Raw genomic sequence first — 17,263 nt, 5'->3', positions numbered from 1 at the left:
CCATGTCTCCCTCTTTATCAGGTGATCTGACACCTTCAGAATCCATATTCAAAGGAATAAAGGATGCAGAAATAGACTTCATCGTGAGTGTACCATGTGCAAATCTGGGCAAGCTCATTAACATGGTGGAGGAAGACCCTGATATCCTTCATTTGCCTGTGACCCGTGAGGAAGAAGGCGTGGGAGTGTGTGCCGGTGCCTACATGGGCGGTAAAAGACCTGCAATGCTCATGCAGAACTCAGGTCTGGGTAATTCCATCAATGCACTTGCATCGCTCAATATGCTCTACAAGATCCCGCTTCTGATGGTGATAAGTCACAGGGGTGTGCTGGGTGAACCTATAGTGGCACAGGTGCCAATGGGTGAGCTTACAACAAAGCTGTTCGACACCATGGATATTCCTTATTTCATACCTGAAAAGGACACTGATCCGGCAGATATGGTCTCAAAGGCATGGGAGCTGGCATCTGAGAAGAAGATGCCTGTAGCTGTACTTCTGCCTATACAGTTCTGGAGGAAGCAGTAATGAAGCGTATAGATGCTATCAACGAGATAGTTTCAAAGACAAAGGCAACGGACGCATTACTTGTGGCCAATATCGGAATTCCATGTAAGGAACTGCATCATGTCTGCGATATGCCAAATAATTTCTACATGCTGGGTTCCATGGGACTTGCTTCATCAATAGGACTTGGTCTTGCACTTTCAAGACCTGATAAGAAGGTCATAACAATAGATGGCGATGGCTCCGTTCTCATGAATATGGGAACCCTTGCGACAATAGCCTCCGTCCAGCCAGAGAACTACCTGCTGGTCATAGTTGATAATCGTGCCTATGGTTCCACAGGTAACCAGCCTACAGCAACTTCAAAGAACACTGACCTTGCAGAGGTTGCAAAAGGTGCAGGTAACAACGAGGTCTATGAGGTTGACACTTCCGAGACTCTCAGGGAAACCCTTAGCTCAGTGGATAATGGAATAATAGTTGTAAAAGCAGAGCCGGGGAACACCGATGCTCCGGTTATCGGCATGTCCCCGGAGACTATAATAAAGAGGTTTATGGATATATCCGCTCTGTAACTTTTCTAAACTCAGTATAATTCAAGTCAATAAAACATCTGTATGCTGGTAAGAATAGTGATTATTTTTGTAGGCACCAGCTACAGATAGTTATTTCTATGTATTTTCAATTATAATATCTGTGTACAGTTTAATCTGTGGCCATAATTATTTTATGTATTGGTAAATAATTTTGTACAATCGCATTGTACTAATGTGGAGTGGGATTCAAACTAAATATAACTTTTGAAAATTGGAATTTTGCTGTAGTAACTTGGGTGAGACCTTAGATCTCTCCCTTTTTTTATTACAAAAGAGGAAACATGTCATTGACAAAACAAGGTAAAACAATAATTGTGCTGTGCATACTACTTTTATCTTTACTTACAGTTGTATATATACACTCAGATACAATTAATGTATACATTGAAGTCTATTGTAGACACGCTTCTAGTGACCCAACTCCTCCAGAAGTTATGCTCTCTTGGTACATGCCACCTGATCTGGTAAATAAAGCAGTTCTTAACCAATCAACATATTTTCCTTCAATATCCAGACATTCGTGTTCAGTAAACTATACTAGAAGAACCATGATGACAGTATATTACTTTGATGATCATGATGATCTGAAAACTGGTGAGCAGGAGTTATACAATTATCTGGAAGAACACGGAAAGCTACAAGATGGAACAGTAGACATTACTGAGACGCTTAAAGATGTAGGTAATGACAACACCATATATGGTCCAACCGAGCTTAATGTCAGTATCTATGAAAGTAATGAAACATCGGGATATTTTGCAGTTATCATTGAGCCATTTATGCAGGATCAAAGCCAGTATTATGTGATATATTATGGCACAAATGGAAAACCGATCACTGAAGAAAACGAAACGATCAAAAAACTGATCTCAAAGGAATACTCAATGATAAATGAAAAGGGGTATGTCAGAGGCTTGAAGAGCTATAGATGACCTGATATTTGTATTATGGATCATTGCCGGTATGCAGAGAAAAAGTTGAGGGGAATTGATTCTTTTTCATCTTTTTGGAATGTGCCGGCTTCGCCGTGACGGTTCGATCAAACAAAGAATAATGCCACAATCACCCGCAGACGGTATGTTCCTTCACCATACTTCTAAGGATGACTGAAGCAGTGCTTATTGAAAAATGCTTTTCATTATTGCACTAATTATGGATATATCCTCTCAACCATCTCGTTGAGCTTGAACTCTCCATCTTCTATCTTCTTTTTCAGTTTTACGGCAAGTTCTTCTGATCGCTTGCGGTCAGTCTGCCTTAGAACGATAGGGATGTCGTATTTCTTATCATCCATCTCGAAATGGAGCTTACCAAGTTCTGCAGTGAACACATTGCCCGGACAGATCGTGGAACAAAGACCACAATTGAAGCACAGGTACCTGTCAAGCACCATTTTGTCATTTTTGTAATATATTGCATTCATTGGGCAATCCCTGGTAGGTTCGCAGGTATCACAATTGATACATGAATTCGGATGGAAGCCAACTGAACGGTCTGTACCTTTCCATGCATCTGCGTAGGTGCTACTGCTGATCATGGTTCTTTTATCAATGTCATTGACCACCATTGGGATATCTTTGTCCGTCTCCATTACGGCATCAAGTATTGACTGGCTGGTGACAGGTATCGCAATTGCCCAGGATGCTATACACTCCGGGCCTGCAGATGTCTTGAACCCTCCCATCAGAGCAGGGTCCATATCATGCATATCAGCAACTCCTGCAAGGTTTGGTTTTCCGGGACTGCTGCGTGTTCCATCACCAATGACAAAACCTTCTGCACCATTCATGAGCATGCGTGTGCCTACACCGATCGTTTCCATGTTCGGGTCGTTCTGTATGGGGTTTATCTCTCCTGAGCCGGAAAGTGTCGCTTCCTTCATATCCGGGTCGAAGCTGGCTGCATGGAATATGGTGTCCACTGGCTCTGAGGAACAATTGACAAAAGCTGCATAGTTCTTGAACGTATGGCGGGTTGCATAGAGCTTCGCATAGGGCATATCTTCAAGCCTGACATCACATTTGAAGGACACATTCTCATCTGTTTCCACAGCTACTTCAATGTTCTTTCCTTCTACCAGTTCCCTGAAAAGATGACCTGCTCCGTAGTTGTGTTCATATGTAGAGTGTGCCGTTCCGAAAACGATCAGGTCAAGAATTCCCAGTCTCTCATTAGGGCATGGTCCCACATGTGCAGGGATGCCGTTGAGAAGTACCTTTGAAGCTCGTTTGAAGTGAGCAGGTGAGTTCACAGGAAAAGAAAGTATGGCGTATGTTCCACTCATGATCGCCCTTGTTGCAGTTGTGACAACATCGACATCCATTGTACTGATGTCCTCTCCCTTTGCAACAAGCTCGGACACTTCCTGTGCTGTCATGACCACAGCTTCCTTTTTATCCAGTTTTTCCCTTATCTTGCTAACAGAACTTTCCACTTATATCCCTCGTTTCAGATTTTCATTGATAGATGAACGCAAACAGGTGCGTGATGATAAAAAGAAAAAAAAGTAAAGAAAAGAACAGGCTTTAATGTTCCTGCTCTCAGTCAACGCCAAGTATGCTTGCCAGTTCCAGTCCTTCGCTTCCAAGTTCAGCGAGCTGGTCAAAGGCTTCCTCCTTGGTGATGTATTTCTCAGTACGGGTTCCGTCTGATGCTTCGATCTTTATGGTGATCTCATTCTTGACATATCCTTTCTCAAGGGATTCCCTTACGATATCGCCGTATTGCTCGGCCACAAGCTTCAGACAGTCGAAGACCTCATTGTTGCGCACTGCATCCTTTCCGTCAAGCAGGATGTGTGTCAGAGTCTGGGACTTTATGAACATCTCCATGTACTTCTTGACGTCTTCCACAAGTGTTGCTATACTGTCCACGTTCAGGGACTTGAGCAAGGTCTCATCGGAAGTGATGTCAAGGTCACCGTGATATATCTGGTACGTATCATTATCGGAAACTACCTTGAACTTCTGTTCTCCCTTCTTGTTCTCGAAACTGACATCTATGTGTCTGTCCCCGTCAAAGTTCATGGAAGTTATCGTGTATTCGGAAACGTCTATGATCTTGAGCTTGTTCTCTTTGGAGAATAGGCTTTTTGTCCATGTTGGAAGTGAAAGGTTCCCGGATACTTCTCTGATCGTCAGTATGTCGTGGGCATATGTGAGGTCACATGTGTATTCCATGCCAGAGAATTCTGCTTTGAGCTCTCCTTTCAGTGACATGTCCTTCATTGCAATAGAATATGCCTTGTTGGAACCATAGATGCCGGACTCAAAAAGAGGGTTAAGATTGTTCAGCAGGTCCATTTCTATCTTATAGATACCACTCTCTGACTGGCGCTTGATCTGCTCCAGTTTGAGATTCAGGTCTTTGATACCACGGTTCGAAACCTCATTACAGACATCTATGACCGAATTGCGACACTCGAGTATCTCCTTGTCCTCAGCGCCTTTTGAGCGCTCATCCACATATTGCTGTACGTCCTTATTAAAAGCTTCGATCTCCTGAAGCCTTTTCTCAAGGGAAGATATCTCTTCTGACTCTTCCTCGCTGAGTTCAATTGCAGAATTTTCGAGTGGAAGGACCTTCTTCGCCATCTCTATGAAGTTATTAAGGTCCTGTATAAAGTCTCTTTGTAAAGGTAATTCTGTTGAGTCCTGAAATGTATATTTCATCCTGATCCCCATCGTTATTTTTTAATTGTATATTCTTTCGGACCTAATATATAAATTCCTATATGGGGAAAATATGTGGCTTATATCACACTTCTGACAACATCGAGTATCATGTTCATGTATTTTGCAGCACCGGTCTTCAGGTCCATTGGGTGAAGTTCGCCTGATGCGAATACCTGCTCAAGCTCCCCATAGCTTTTACATACGAGGTTACCGCCGAACTTCTCAGGTCTTTCAAAGACGATCTCCTCATACCTTGGACAGATGTGGTACTTGAAAAGCTCCATCACAGGGTTATCATTGATCTCTCCTGCAGGGCAGAAAGCTTTCTTCATCTTCTTCTTGATATCAGCTTCAGTGTCATCTACTGAAATGAAGTTATTGTTGGATGATGACATCTTCTCGCCGTCAAGTCCCAGAAGGATCGGGGTGTGGATACAAAGAGGTGCCTTAAAACCAAGTCCTGGAAGACCTTCTCTGCCAAGCATGTGGATCTTCCTCTGGTCGATACCACCAACTGCCACATCAACACCGAGCATTGCGATATCCACTGCCTGCATGATAGGGTAGACCATCTGGGATACTGATGGGTCTTCCATCTTACGTCCGACCTCGTCCATACTTCTTGTTGCCCTGTTCAGGGTTGTGGTACGTGTGAGCTTGAGGACGTTGAGGATGTATTCCTGTCCGAGCTGGTAGTCTGAACCATATACGAAATTCGTGTTCTCTTCATCAAGTCCCAGTGCAATGAAGCATCTCTTGTTGTAATCTGCAACTTCACGAACCTCTTCAAGTGTTCCTTTCTTGTTGAGGTATGCGTGGACATCTGCAAGAAGTACGGTGATCTTAAAACCAGCATTCTGGAGGTCAAGAAGCTTGTTGACCGTAAGGACGTGTCCCATATGGATCTTACCACTTGGCTCATATCCGACATAGGCTGTAGGATGTTCCTTTGTTTCCAGAAGTTGTTTAAGTTCGTCCTCAGTCACTATTTCCTGTACATTTCTTTTTATAAGCTCAAGTTTATCCATAGGTTCACCTTGTAGATCGTGGTTTGTATAAACACATCTCTCTTTAAATGCTTTTTCTTATTTCGCGCTTTATCCGAGAAATGCGATACTTTCCGGTCAAGACCTCTATGTCGGGAGAGGCTGGAGTTCAGAGTGATATTGTAATACTAAAAAAGTAAATGTCAATGACATTTACTCATATTCAGGACTTTCTACCTTTCCCATAAACAAAATGCATCCCGTTCTCTTGTCTTCTATGAAGAACATGAAGGGATGGTCTGCTTTGAATTCTCTTATGGGTTCTGGTTCTTCAACACTTTCACATTCGTCTATTACTACTGCCGTTGCTGCTGCAGCCTCTGTTCCTTCTTCTTGAACATCAACAAAAGCCTGATGAACTACTTCGGATATTTTTAACCTCTCATCCGATATTCCGGTAAAGGTTGCATTTTTATCATCAAAAGCATCTACCATCCCCATTTCTATAAGTGACTTTGATAGTTTGGTCTTAGTTTCAAATTTGAATTTTGGAAGCCATGTTCTTACTTCATACTTTGAATCCATATTTGATTTTAATTCATTGTAATCATTTAGTGAAAAAGAAGTTTCAAAATCTTCAATTGTATTCTCATTTGGAAGAACAAGATACATACAAAGGGCATCTCCCTTATATGGAAGTTCTAGGATCATTGCATTTGAGTTTTCACCATAGTTAAGATATCTTTGTGCATACATGGTTTCTGCACTTATTTCTTCATCTTTTGATGGATAGAAAGCCTGATCCTGCGTATTTTCTTTATCAAACTCATCCATCCATTTTCCGTTAAAGTAAATTGCATTTGTGAGAATTAACCGGGTGTATTTAGGCTTGATCACACCATCAGAAATTAGATCTTTTATTTTATCATTTGTCTTGCTTTCAACCCAATCATTTATCAGAACTCTCGAATTTTCAGGCTGGTTCTTAAAATCTACTTTTGCTACTTTCCCAGAATAGTAATTTACAGAATTGGAAATGTATTGTTGCTTTAGATCAAAGTCTTTCTGCACCCACAATGCATTTGCAGTTTCCAGTTCATATTCATCGCTTCCTGAATTTATCTCACTGATCACGTCCTTTGAGCTCATTCCTAGGACAGTCTTATTAAGTGGGAAATTGAACACATTTGCCATTTGTTCTTTTGTAGAGTTCTCTGCACCATCATAGCACATTGCCACTGCGGTGAAAATGCTGTATGGAGAAATGAAAACGTTTTGCTTATTTTCAACTATGACCATTGAATACATATCAAAGGCAAAAGCATTGTTTGCAGTTGCAATATCATAGGTTTCAACTGAATCTGCATTTATTGTAGAGTTAATATCGATCGTATTTTCATCAGTTACTGATCCGTTAATTTCTACAGGATCTATATTTGTCAGACCAGTTGAATTAGATGAAACATTTGGATCCATAGAAAAATTAGTGTTTGATGAATTATTTGTATTTGTGTCCTCAACACACCCCGCGCAGAGTAATACAAATAAACTTATCACAGAAATCAAAATTAATTTACTAAATTTCATGTAATATAGTAAATGTAATACTTATTTAACTCTTTTTAATTTTATTTCTAAGTAAAATCAGTAACAATTTACTTATTTTGCTCGTCTGCCTTTTTGGCAAGGAGTTTTTCAAGAAAAGCCTCTCCCTCTTCTGAACTGAAAAGGGGGATCTCGCGGTCAGAGAATACTTTTGTCCTGATGCTTGTCGTTCTGACATTGAGGTGTGGATCAAAACCTTCTATTTCGGTCTCTTTCCGGTGGATCATTATCCCACGTCTTTGCCATGCAGGCACTTTTGAAATATTGATGCCTCTCTCAAAAAGCAGTTCATGCATATCTGAAGCATTCTTATTCTTGAGGTTTCTGGCAGCTTCTTTTTCATTCATGCCTTCGGAAAGGAGGGTGTAATATGCATATGAGTTGATGCAATTACGCCATGCCTCATCTTGTCTCCAGATGAGGTATTCGCGAACGTCCTCCTCATGCAATGGTATTATCCTTGAATCAAAGGAAACCGGCTCCTCCGGGGCAATGGCTGTTGTAAAAGCACTGCTTATGTAAGATGGTATCACGGAATCGATCTTCTCTATCCTGCCATCGAAAGCATTATCTCTGAACAGGAAGCTGATCTCATCCGAAAAAGTATAAGCAAGAACAGGGCTCAATCCGCTTTTTCTGAAAAACAGCTCAATTGAATTGACAATTGCGGATGTGAACCTTTCATCATAGGGTTTTTCAAATCCCATGCGTGACAGCGCATTCTTAAAGTTCCTGCCATCAATGCGCACGATCACAGGCGGTATGCAACGCAGATCTGAATAGATCTCTCGCCTTTTCATAGATCAGTCTTCTTCTACTACTTTATTTGCCTTCTTGAACTTGTTCACTACATTCCTGATGAGAACGATATCACCTGAAGTGATGACCCATCTGTAAGGAATGATGATCCCTTTTGAAGTTACATCAAAAAGGTCTCTGTTAATGTCAGAAACAGCAAGTCCTCTGACAATTCTCTCGTCCACATCTAATACAAGGTCAGCAACTTTCCCTACGTATGTGCCTGTATCAGTATAAATGTTCAAACCGAAAAGTGAAGTTATGTCTGCACGCATGATATCCCTTCCCTCTTTTATTTTACTTATATATGAATATTTGTATGTAAGTCCGTTTTTTCAGAAGTAAATGCCCCATTTCAGCTTTTTTCAGGAGCGTATCTTTGAGATCCCTTCTCTGACCGCATCAGCGGACCTTTGCAGGGCTTCCATCTCCTGTTTGGTCAGTTCCAGCTCTATTATCTCTTCAACTCCATTCTTTCCGAGCTTCACAGGCACTCCAAGACATATGTCATGCTGTCCGTATTCTCCATTAAGGAATGCAGAAGCAGGGACTATTCTTTTGGTGTCATTGAGTATGGATTCCACCATGGTTGCTATGGCGGCAGAAGGTGCATAGAAGGCGCTTCCACTCTTCATATATGCCACTATCTCGGCACCTGCATTGATGGTCCTGTTAACTATCCTTTCGATAGTTGCTTCATCCATGAGCTTGCTCAATGGTACTCCTGATACTGTGGAGTATTCGGGAAGAGGGACCATGGAATCACCGTGTCCTCCAAGGACCATTGCACATACATCTTTTACAGAACAGTTCAGTTCCTTTGCAATGAATGATGCGAAGCGGCTGGAATCAAGCAATCCGCTCATTCCGAAAACTTTGTTCCTGTCGAACTGTGTACATCTCAGGGCGGCATATGTGATTATGTCCAGCGGGTTCGTTACTGTCATGATGATCGCGTCAGGAGCATACTGTTCTATACTTGCGCATATCTGCTGGGTGATCTTGATATTCGTTGCAAGCAGGTCATCTCTGCTCATGCCGGGCTTGCGTGCTATGCCTGCGGTGATCACAACAACATCAGATCCGGCGATATCTGCGTAGTCATTGGTTCCTTTTACGTCAACATCATATCCCATAAGTGGAGCTGCCTGGAGTATGTCCAGTGCTTTTCCCTGTGGCAGACCCTCGACGATATCTACCATCACAATATCTGCAATATTAAGCTCTGCCAGTCTCTGGACTGTGGTAGCGCCTACATTGCCTGATCCTATCACTGCAACTTTGTTCATATCAATCTCCTGAATCTCGTCCATATAAAAAGTACTTTGTTGTTGGTGCAGGGAGTAGATCCAACATATATATATCGGACTTTCTTTTATTTAGCACTTGCAGGTAGTAAATATAGTTATCAACCTCCTCACTCTATTATACTAGTAAAAAGAGGAATATAATGCTTACAAGTACATACATTCACATGCCGCGGATCGGTACTACCGTGGAAAAACGGATATGGTCCAATGGGATAAGGACCTGGGATGAGTTCATGGCCAGAAGGGATGAGCTCCTTATCTCCCCCGCAAAGAAAGATATGATCATGACAGGTATCAGGGAATCGGTAGAAAGACTGGAGTCCCGGGATTTTGAGTTCTTTGCAAGTTCCCTTCCTAAAGCAGAGCACTGGCGTGCCTTCAGGGAGTTCTCTGATAAGGTCGCTTACGTGGATATAGAGACCACGGGTCTCTCTCCGTCAAGTTCCTCTATCACTGTTGTAGGTATCTATGACGGGAAAGAGGCAAAGACCTTTGTGAAAGGCATTGATATGGATGATATAGTGGATATACTTCCAGAATATGAGTTCCTTGTGACCTTTAACGGAGCAAGGTTCGATCTTCCTTTCATCAAACGTGAGTATCCTGAAATTGAGTTCAACCAGCTTCATGCCGATCTGATGTATCCTCTTCGCCGTATCGGTCTTACAGGTGGTTTGAAGAAGATAGAATGTGAACTGGGTATCTCACGAGCCGAGGAAACTGTAGGAATAAGCGGATTCGATGCTGTCCGTCTCTGGTATCAGTATGAGCGTGGGGATGAGGATGCACTTGACCTGTTGTTGAAGTATAACTGTGAGGATATTGTAAACCTTAAGACAATAATCGACCTGACACTTTCCCGATTTATAGATGACAAATTCTCAGAATGTATCTGATATGAAGTTCGACCTGAAAACACTCCCTGCACTTCCTGGCGTCTACCTGATGAAAGACAATTCAGGTGATGTGATATACGTAGGTAAGGCCAAATCCCTTGATAAGAGGGTACGCCAGTATTTTCAGTCCAAGAGGAACCTGCCTCCAAGAACGGTGACCCTCGTAAATCATATCGATGATATTGAGTACATAGTTACTGATTCTGAGATCGATGCTCTTGTGCTCGAGGCCAATCTCATCAAGAAATATCGTCCTCGTTATAATGTACGTCTGAAGGACGACAAACGCTATCCTTATGTCAAGGTCACTGTCAATTCCGCATTTCCACGTATCTTCCTTACCCGTAGAAGGCTCATGGACGGTGCAATCTATTTTGGTCCTTATACTAACGTAAAGGCTATCCGCACAACACTTGACCTGATATCGCGGGCCTACATGCTCCGTCAGTGCAAGAAGCGGATCGAGCCCGGCAAGACGAGGCCATGTCTCAATTATCATATAAAGCGCTGTATGGCTCCCTGTAGGGTTGGGATTGACAAGGAAGAGTATCGCAGAAGGGTCATGGAAGCAATAAGGTTCCTGAAAGGTGATACATCAGGCATCCTGAAGCTACTTGAAAAAAAGATGAGGTCACTGGCAGAAGCTCAGGAGTACGAGGCTGCTGCCGAGGTAAGGGACCAGATCGATTCTGTGAAATATCTCTCGGAACATCAGATAGCGAGTTCAGGGACCGATGACCGTGATGTGATCGCAGCGGTTGCTGATGAGAAAGCTGTATACATCCAGATCTTCTATGTGCGCCATGGGAGTATGGTGGGCAAGGCCGATCTCACGCTGATCGGAGCTGAAGCTTCGGAAAGTATCGAAGAGTCAATGGCCCAGTTCGTGAAACAATATTATCAGGATTCTCCCATTCCTCCTGAGGTTCTGGTCCAATATGAGCTTCCCGAAAAGGATCTTATCGTCAGATGGCTTTGTCAGCGTTCCGGCAGGGATGTGAAGGTGCATGTTCCTTTAAGGGGTGAGAAGAAGAAGCTCATCGAGATGGCTGCAAGAAATGCCGAAATGTCCCGCAGGATGGCAAAATTGAAGCCAGCGAGGTCTGAGGCTGCAATGGAGGCACTTGGTGATCTGCAAAAGGTATTATCGCTGGATGCTTTGCCTCTGCACATAGAAGGTTTTGATATCTCTAATATATCAGGTACCAATGCAGTTGGATCAATGGTTTATTTTGAGAATGGCAGACCTGCAAACAGCAAGTATCGCCAGCATAATATCAGAACTGTAAAAGGAATAGATGATTTTGCCATGATGGCAGAGACAGTACACAGACGCTATTCAAGGCTACTTAAGAACAATGAACCAATGCCTGATCTTATCCTCATAGACGGAGGTCCGGGTCAGGTGGGTGCTGCAAAGTCCTCCCTTGATTCTCTGGGACTTGACATACCTATGATAGGTCTTGCCAAGAGGTTCGAGCATATAATCACAACAAAAAAAGGTCCTGAGGAAGTGATAATTCTTCCGCATACTTCACCTGCACTGAAACTCCTGATGCAGATACGCGATGAAGCTCATCGTTTTGCGGTAAGTTCCCACCGGCGCAGGAGATCTGCAAGTCTGACACATTCTGAACTTGATCCTATTCCTGGTGTCGGACCTAACAGAAAACGCCTTCTGCTTGAGAGTTTTGGTTCGGTAGATAAGATACGTTCTGCATCTGTGGATGAGATATCGGGTCTGGATGGTATAAGCAGACAACTTGCGCAAAGGATACTCGATCATCTGGGTAAATAGAGTGATCTTATTGATCACTTTCCGGCAAAAATAAATACTGTGTTGCGGATATTACCTACTATACGTGATTTTGGTGAAATGGTGAAGTGTGATCATATGGGTAATGAATTGGATTTTTATGGGAATGTCCACACTCCTGATATCAGGATGCTACATGATATGGACGAAGTGGTCCATGATCAGGCATGGCTGCGCTCACAGGAAAATATTGAGCTTTATTACATGTATCGTGACCTTTCAAAGAACGGGTCCGACCATCAAAAGATAGTTGAGCATGGTCTTCGGTACGATATCACTATAATCCCTCCGGCAATGCTTGGTGACGAGTATGTCAAGACTGCCGGTCATTATCATCCAGTGGTTCCTGGTCATGATGTCTCATACGCTGAGGTATATCAGGTACTTGAGGGCGAGGCTGTATATCTTTTGCAGAAAGCTGAAGGTGACAGGGTGGTCGACGTCATTGTCTGCGAAGCAAAGGCAGGGGATATTGCACTTGTTCCTCCGGGATATGGGCACATTACGATAAACAGGTCAGATTCAACACTTAAGATGGCCAACTGGGTATGTCGTGACTTCTCTTCACTTTATGAGCCTATTAAGAAGCTCTTTGGTGGTGCATATTATCTTCTGACCGCCGGCTTTGTAAAGAACTCTGATTATCCGGAAGTTCCTGAGATCAGGTTCGTAAAGCCAATGGACTATCCTGAAGCAGGTCTTTTCTGTGGAAAGGATATGTACGATATTGTAAATGATATTGATAAGCTTGATTTTCTGGTGAATCCGCAGGACCATCCAGAGGTGTTCGGAAAGATTACTGCTCCATGAGCTCTTGAGCATTTATGCGAAACTATAAATGTCTGGCAGTTACTAGTTCCTACCAGTTACAAAACGGTTCAGAGGTATATCTTTGCAAAGGAATCAGCGTATTCAGTTCACATCATCTAAAATAGAGGACCTGATGTTCAGGACGACCTTCAACCCCCGGACAATGGAGGGAGATGTGATTGTCAATCTTTCTCTCATAGACAAGCAGGACTATGATGATGTTCTCAAGATCTTCAGTATGGCCATTAACAGTGGACTCTCTGTCAGTCCTCTGCTCAAGATCCTCCATGAAGGGGATTCTATTGGCGAAAGGAAGATCGGCAAGGATGAGGTTGGCTTTGCGACCGTCTGTAGTATCACTATCGATGGTCTTCTCCTGAAGGCCGGTGTTATGGTAAAACCAAGATTTGGCGGTCTCGTTGAGATCCGTGATGGTGAACCTGTCCGTTTTACGAATGTCCTCACTTATCAGAGTACTACCATAGACCCTCTTGAGGTATTGATGTCACAGGAGCTAACATCCGTGATGAGTATGCTCAAAACAGGCTCTGGAAAGATACTTGCCAATCTGCGCGAGGCGCCTATGGTTGCAAGGGATATAATAGACAGTACTCTTTCTGATATGGTCGATGCCGGAATAAATGGGATTCTTGAGGTTGGCGAACCAAATACCAGAATACTGGATGTGCCGGTTGAACGTGATCATCTTGGCATTGTTGTCATTGGCGGTACAAATCCAATGGCTATCGTCCAGGAACATGGTATTCCGATACGCACCAATGCAATGTCAACACTTATTGATATCAACGAACTTTCCCACATCAACGATATCGTGTGATGTGGCTCATTTTCTCATTAATTGTGTAGCGATAGTTGAATTGAGTTTCTGGATAAATTCTTCTTTTTTACCAAACGGTACGGTGGCTCCGGCTGCAATGTCATGACCTCCGCCAGCTCCTCCAAGCTCCTGGCAGACGATGCTAAGTGCTTCAGCAAGGTTGAGTCCTCTGTTGACAAGTTCCTGTGTACCTCTTGCGGATACTTTGTGGCCGTCATCCTTGTCAGCGAATGCTACGATGGGTAATTTACGGTTCCCTGCAGATGAGTGGCTCATGCCTGCCACAATACCTACAATGGTCTCAGGTATAACACTGCCTGCATCGAAATACTGGAGATGCGAGAGTTCAGTGATACCGTTATCCTTGACGAAGTTCAGCCCATCTACAAGGTTCTTGCGATGAGTGTTCAAAAGGTCCTGGGCTTCATTATAGGCTTCTCCGCGGTCACCCATGCATACCTGCATCCCTACCTCAGCTCTCATATACCGGCCTGTAGCGTTGAGGAGTGTGGAATATTCTGTTGCATCTCTCATCTCTGTCCCTTCCTGTTCTGATCGAAGTATGTAGCCTTCTGCTACCAGTCTTCCGATGTTGTATGATGACATTCCGCTTTGCATGGAATGTTGCAGAAGGGATGATGTGACCTTCATCTTTTCCTCTTCAGTAAGATCGATCCATCTTCTCCATTTCTCATCATTAGAGAATTGAAGTCCTATCCTTGCAAGGAAATCGATGCATGCATCTTCATTACCTGTAAGTCCCGGGATGAATGGGTCAGATGAGAACTGTAACATCTTGTACACAGGTCTTGTCTGCTTTCCGAAGAGGGATATGTCCTTTTTAGCAACAATGTACTCCGGGTTGGCATCGAGTATCATTCTGTTAAGGCTGACAAGCTGCCCATGCTTACGATACTGCATGTCTCCAACACAGCCCACGATCGCAAGGTCTGAAAGGTCACGGTTGTCTCCAAGTTGTGTAGCAAGTATGAATGTGGTGCCTGATCCGCTTATCTCATATGAGCCGTTGGCGCCAAAAAGATGAGGGTTCAGATGGAGCTTTGTCTCTCCTTGTGGGCGGTGATGGTCCGAGACTATCGCATGTAATCCGTAATTATTGATATGTTCCAGTTGTCCGCTACCAAGGTCAGTGAAGATGGTAAGTTCAGGGTTCATGTCTGCCAGTTGTTCCACTATGGCCTCATCCAGCTGTTTCACGAACATCATATTATAGCCGATACCTGCTCTTTCCAGTGCCTTTGCAATGATGGCCCCGGACGTGATACCATCGGCATCTATATGGGATACAAGCTGTATCTCGTCGTACTTTCTGATCTCTTCAGCACATTCCTTTGCACGTTCTGCCATCATGGCCATGGTTTCAGACATTTCTCCTCCTCTTATTCTATCAACCTGAGTTTCTTCCAGCCCTTTGGATCGATTAGGTACTTGTTCTTCTCTCTTTCTATCTGTGGATACTCCCTTATCTCATCCACTGTGATCTTTGGGGTACCTTCTTCGTTGTACTTTCTGTACAGCTCTGTCCAGGGTATCATGTAAGCTTCCCTTGACCTTCCAACTCCCATTCTCAGTTCTACTGCAAGGAATCCTGTCCTGCCAGACCTTAGCAGGAAATCTGATATTCTCTCTATCTGGTGTGCCCCGTGCTTATCTGTTGTAAAATGCTGCGTGAAATACAGTGCTTTTGCACCTTTGTCAACAGAGATGCTCTTACATTCGATGCCCATATAATAATCAGGGTCCAGTGAATCAACAAGTACGTCAAGGAACTGCGGGGTGAATCTGTGCTGTTTCAAACGGTAAGCGATCCCTTTGAAATTCTTCTCTTCGAATAATGCATTAAATGACTGGACAAGTACCCTTTCAAATTCTGTCATAGCATGATCTCGTTTTTGAAAATATATTATTCTGAGGTTATATTAAATATTGCATTTTGTGTTTTCTCTTCATATTCGATAGATTGATGTACCTGTTAGCTCAATTAGCAATGATGAATAAGAAAAACTTAGAGATCGTATCTTCAGTAGGTTCTGTAGTATTACTTATCCTGTTATTTGGTGTCGCACATCAACTTAAAGATTCCTTTTCACAGGAGTATGGTTTCATCGGTGCACTTGCTGTATTCATAATAGTGATCTCAGTAGTTGGGCTGAAGCTTAACGAAATGCAGTGAGGTTATAGCGGCCCATGGTGGTCTTCAGGGGAGAGTTCAAGGTAGATACATCCGGGAATTCGGATATCATAGATATCACTCCGCAGGTAAGGGAGCTTGTTGCCCTGTCTGGAATGAGCGATGGCATTCTACTTGTATATGTTCCGGGTTCCACTGCGGCGATAACTACCATCGAGTTCGAACCTGGCCTGATCCGTGATATGAAAGCAGCGCTGGAAAGACTTGCTCCTGAGAATATTACTTACTACCATAACGAAAGATGGCATGATGGCAATGGCCATTCTCATATAAGGGCTTCTTTTTTGGGACAGAGCGGATCATTCCCGTTGACCGATGGGTCTATCCTGCTAGGCACCTGGCAACAGATAATCCTTATTGATCTTGATAATCGCCCACGTTCAAGAGTTGTCCTTGTCCAGATGTACGGGGAATAACAGGCTGGCATCACCAGATAAAGTGATGGCTAAAAGGAAAATAATAGAAAAGATCCCGGCCTGGGCCAGGAGTCGTTTTTGATTGTTTTATGATTGTTTAACGAGGAACTTGACAAAGTCAGGGCTGAGCCTTGTCTCTCTGATCATCTTGTCCTCTACTTCCTCTTCGGACATTCCTTCCTGCTTGTACTGTGCGATACGGTCGTAGACGCTCTGTGAAACCTCAGAGTATTCATTGATGTCCTTTCTGTGTCCCCATACATCTCCTTCGAGAAGCTCGATGCCCTGCATCTCAAGGTACATCTTTGCAGAGTTTGAGATAGTTCTCTTGTAGGAACTTGGAATGTGGAGTGCTTTTACATTAGGGCACTTCATGATAAGTGAAAAGATATCTGTGTTGGATGGTCTGAATGCAAGGTGTATGATCTCTTCATTCGGGCCAAGTGTGTTTATCTCTTCTTTTGAACTTACTACTCTTATTTTCATGTTTTACCTTCCTTTATATTGTTCGTTTTTCACTCAATTTTTGTAATCATTAAGTGAGATTTTTTTCTCTCTAAAAATTAGTGTATATACAAACTTTTATTTAAGGGTAACTGGTATAACATTATATTCATAATATAAATTAGTTTAATGGTATAATTCTTTAATTTATTAATACAGTTTGGTTTGCATTGAAAACAGTATGCTATGGGCGATTATAATTTTATTTATTCTGTACGCTTCTCTTATTTTTATAGTTGTCTATACATTTTTTTATGGCAAAAATAAAAATAAAAATTCTATATTTCTCCATTTAT

The 17,263-nt window shown here is 42.8% G+C and carries 19 protein-coding genes; 9 read left to right on the top strand and 10 right to left on the bottom strand.

Annotated features, from left to right (window positions below):
- The first annotated feature begins 2 nt into the window (after nucleotides 1–2).
- The 3 genes from comD to BM008_RS14730 all read left to right on the top strand — a co-directional run bounded on the left by comD (nucleotide 3) and on the right by BM008_RS14730 (nucleotide 2,034).
- Nucleotides 3–527 (top strand): sulfopyruvate decarboxylase subunit alpha, encoded by a 525-nt coding sequence (gene comD, locus BM008_RS05790; RefSeq protein ID WP_091934630.1) that lies wholly within the window; start codon nucleotides 3–5, stop codon nucleotides 525–527.
- Nucleotides 527–1,081 carry a sulfopyruvate decarboxylase subunit beta gene (gene comE, locus BM008_RS05785; protein WP_091934628.1) on the top strand — a complete coding sequence of 185 codons (555 nt, stop codon included), beginning with the start codon at nucleotides 527–529 and terminating at the stop codon, nucleotides 1,079–1,081. Before comD ends, comE begins: the two co-directional genes overlap by 1 nt.
- Nucleotides 1,082–1,383: 302 nt before the next feature.
- Nucleotides 1,384–2,034 carry a hypothetical protein gene (locus BM008_RS14730; RefSeq protein ID WP_143072292.1) on the top strand — a complete coding sequence of 217 codons (651 nt, stop codon included), beginning with the start codon at nucleotides 1,384–1,386 and terminating at the stop codon, nucleotides 2,032–2,034.
- A 218-nt stretch (nucleotides 2,035–2,252) separates the two neighbouring features.
- Here BM008_RS14730 and BM008_RS05775 read toward each other — a convergent pair whose 3' ends face one another.
- From BM008_RS05775 to mdh, 7 genes are all read right to left on the bottom strand, one after another.
- Nucleotides 2,253–3,536: a methanogenesis marker 16 metalloprotein gene (locus BM008_RS05775; protein WP_245747923.1), complete on the bottom strand. Its 1,284-nt coding sequence runs from the start codon at nucleotides 3,534–3,536 to the stop codon at nucleotides 2,253–2,255.
- Nucleotides 3,537–3,642: 106 nt separating this feature from the next.
- Nucleotides 3,643–4,773, bottom strand: a complete 1,131-nt coding sequence (locus BM008_RS05770) for a hypothetical protein (protein ID WP_091935590.1) — start codon at nucleotides 4,771–4,773, stop codon at nucleotides 3,643–3,645.
- An 80-nt stretch (nucleotides 4,774–4,853) separates the two neighbouring features.
- Nucleotides 4,854–5,804 (bottom strand): tyrosine--tRNA ligase, encoded by a 951-nt coding sequence (locus BM008_RS05765; RefSeq protein WP_091934622.1) that lies wholly within the window; start codon nucleotides 5,802–5,804, stop codon nucleotides 4,854–4,856.
- Nucleotides 5,805–5,975: 171 nt separating this feature from the next.
- Nucleotides 5,976–7,349, bottom strand: a complete 1,374-nt coding sequence (locus BM008_RS05760; RefSeq protein WP_245747921.1) for a serpin family protein — start codon at nucleotides 7,347–7,349, stop codon at nucleotides 5,976–5,978.
- 68 nt (nucleotides 7,350–7,417) lie between these two features.
- Complete coding sequence (locus BM008_RS05755; RefSeq protein WP_091934616.1) at nucleotides 7,418–8,167, bottom strand: tRNA(His) guanylyltransferase Thg1 family protein; 750 nt, start codon at nucleotides 8,165–8,167, stop codon at nucleotides 7,418–7,420.
- A 3-nt stretch (nucleotides 8,168–8,170) separates the two neighbouring features.
- Nucleotides 8,171–8,440 (bottom strand): PRC-barrel domain-containing protein, encoded by a 270-nt coding sequence (locus BM008_RS05750; protein ID WP_091934613.1) that lies wholly within the window; start codon nucleotides 8,438–8,440, stop codon nucleotides 8,171–8,173.
- A 90-nt stretch (nucleotides 8,441–8,530) separates the two neighbouring features.
- The gene (mdh, locus tag BM008_RS05745) at nucleotides 8,531–9,454 is read right to left on the bottom strand and encodes a malate dehydrogenase (RefSeq protein WP_091935588.1); all 924 of its coding nucleotides are present in this window, start codon (nucleotides 9,452–9,454) and stop codon (nucleotides 8,531–8,533) included.
- Between the two features lie 161 nt (nucleotides 9,455–9,615).
- On the opposite strand from mdh, the gene BM008_RS05740 reads away from it, so the two are divergent.
- The 4 genes from BM008_RS05740 to BM008_RS05725 all read left to right on the top strand — a co-directional run bounded on the left by BM008_RS05740 (nucleotide 9,616) and on the right by BM008_RS05725 (nucleotide 13,835).
- The gene (locus BM008_RS05740; protein WP_091934610.1) at nucleotides 9,616–10,371 is read left to right on the top strand and encodes a ribonuclease H-like domain-containing protein; all 756 of its coding nucleotides are present in this window, start codon (nucleotides 9,616–9,618) and stop codon (nucleotides 10,369–10,371) included.
- Nucleotides 10,346–12,169, top strand: coding sequence for an excinuclease ABC subunit UvrC (uvrC, locus tag BM008_RS05735; RefSeq protein ID WP_245747919.1), 1,824 nt, complete (start codon nucleotides 10,346–10,348; stop codon nucleotides 12,167–12,169). The genes BM008_RS05740 and uvrC overlap by 26 nt, the downstream gene beginning before the upstream one ends.
- A 96-nt stretch (nucleotides 12,170–12,265) precedes the next feature.
- A complete protein-coding gene (locus BM008_RS05730) occupies nucleotides 12,266–12,997 on the top strand; it encodes a glucose-6-phosphate isomerase family protein (protein WP_091934604.1) in 732 nt (243 codons plus the stop codon).
- An 82-nt stretch (nucleotides 12,998–13,079) separates the two neighbouring features.
- The gene (locus BM008_RS05725; protein WP_091934601.1) at nucleotides 13,080–13,835 is read left to right on the top strand and encodes a DUF128 domain-containing protein; all 756 of its coding nucleotides are present in this window, start codon (nucleotides 13,080–13,082) and stop codon (nucleotides 13,833–13,835) included.
- 6 nt (nucleotides 13,836–13,841) lie between these two features.
- On the opposite strand, the gene BM008_RS05720 is transcribed toward BM008_RS05725, so the two are convergent.
- Entirely contained in the window at nucleotides 13,842–15,224 is a 1,383-nt protein-coding gene (locus BM008_RS05720; RefSeq protein ID WP_091934598.1) for a RecJ family nuclease, read from the bottom strand.
- Nucleotides 15,225–15,235: 11 nt separating this feature from the next.
- Nucleotides 15,236–15,733 carry a hypothetical protein gene (locus tag BM008_RS05715; RefSeq protein WP_091934594.1) on the bottom strand — a complete coding sequence of 166 codons (498 nt, stop codon included), beginning with the start codon at nucleotides 15,731–15,733 and terminating at the stop codon, nucleotides 15,236–15,238.
- Between the two features lie 110 nt (nucleotides 15,734–15,843).
- Between BM008_RS05715 and BM008_RS05710 the strand changes: the two genes are divergently transcribed.
- On the top strand, nucleotides 15,844–16,029 hold the full coding sequence (locus BM008_RS05710; protein ID WP_245747917.1) for a hypothetical protein: 186 nt from the start codon (nucleotides 15,844–15,846) through the stop codon (nucleotides 16,027–16,029).
- A gap of 14 nt (nucleotides 16,030–16,043) precedes the next feature.
- Complete coding sequence (locus BM008_RS05705) at nucleotides 16,044–16,463, top strand: secondary thiamine-phosphate synthase enzyme YjbQ (protein ID WP_091934591.1); 420 nt, start codon at nucleotides 16,044–16,046, stop codon at nucleotides 16,461–16,463.
- Between the two features lie 87 nt (nucleotides 16,464–16,550).
- Here BM008_RS05705 and BM008_RS05700 read toward each other — a convergent pair whose 3' ends face one another.
- Entirely contained in the window at nucleotides 16,551–16,949 is a 399-nt protein-coding gene (locus BM008_RS05700) for a DUF1699 family protein (protein WP_091934588.1), read from the bottom strand.
- Nucleotides 16,950–17,263 lie beyond the last annotated feature (314 nt).

Origin of the sequence: Methanolobus profundi (genome assembly GCF_900114835.1) — an archaeon.
Lineage (GTDB): Archaea > Halobacteriota > Methanosarcinia > Methanosarcinales > Methanosarcinaceae > Methanolobus > Methanolobus profundi.
This window is presented reverse-complemented; position numbering and strand designations above follow the sequence as displayed.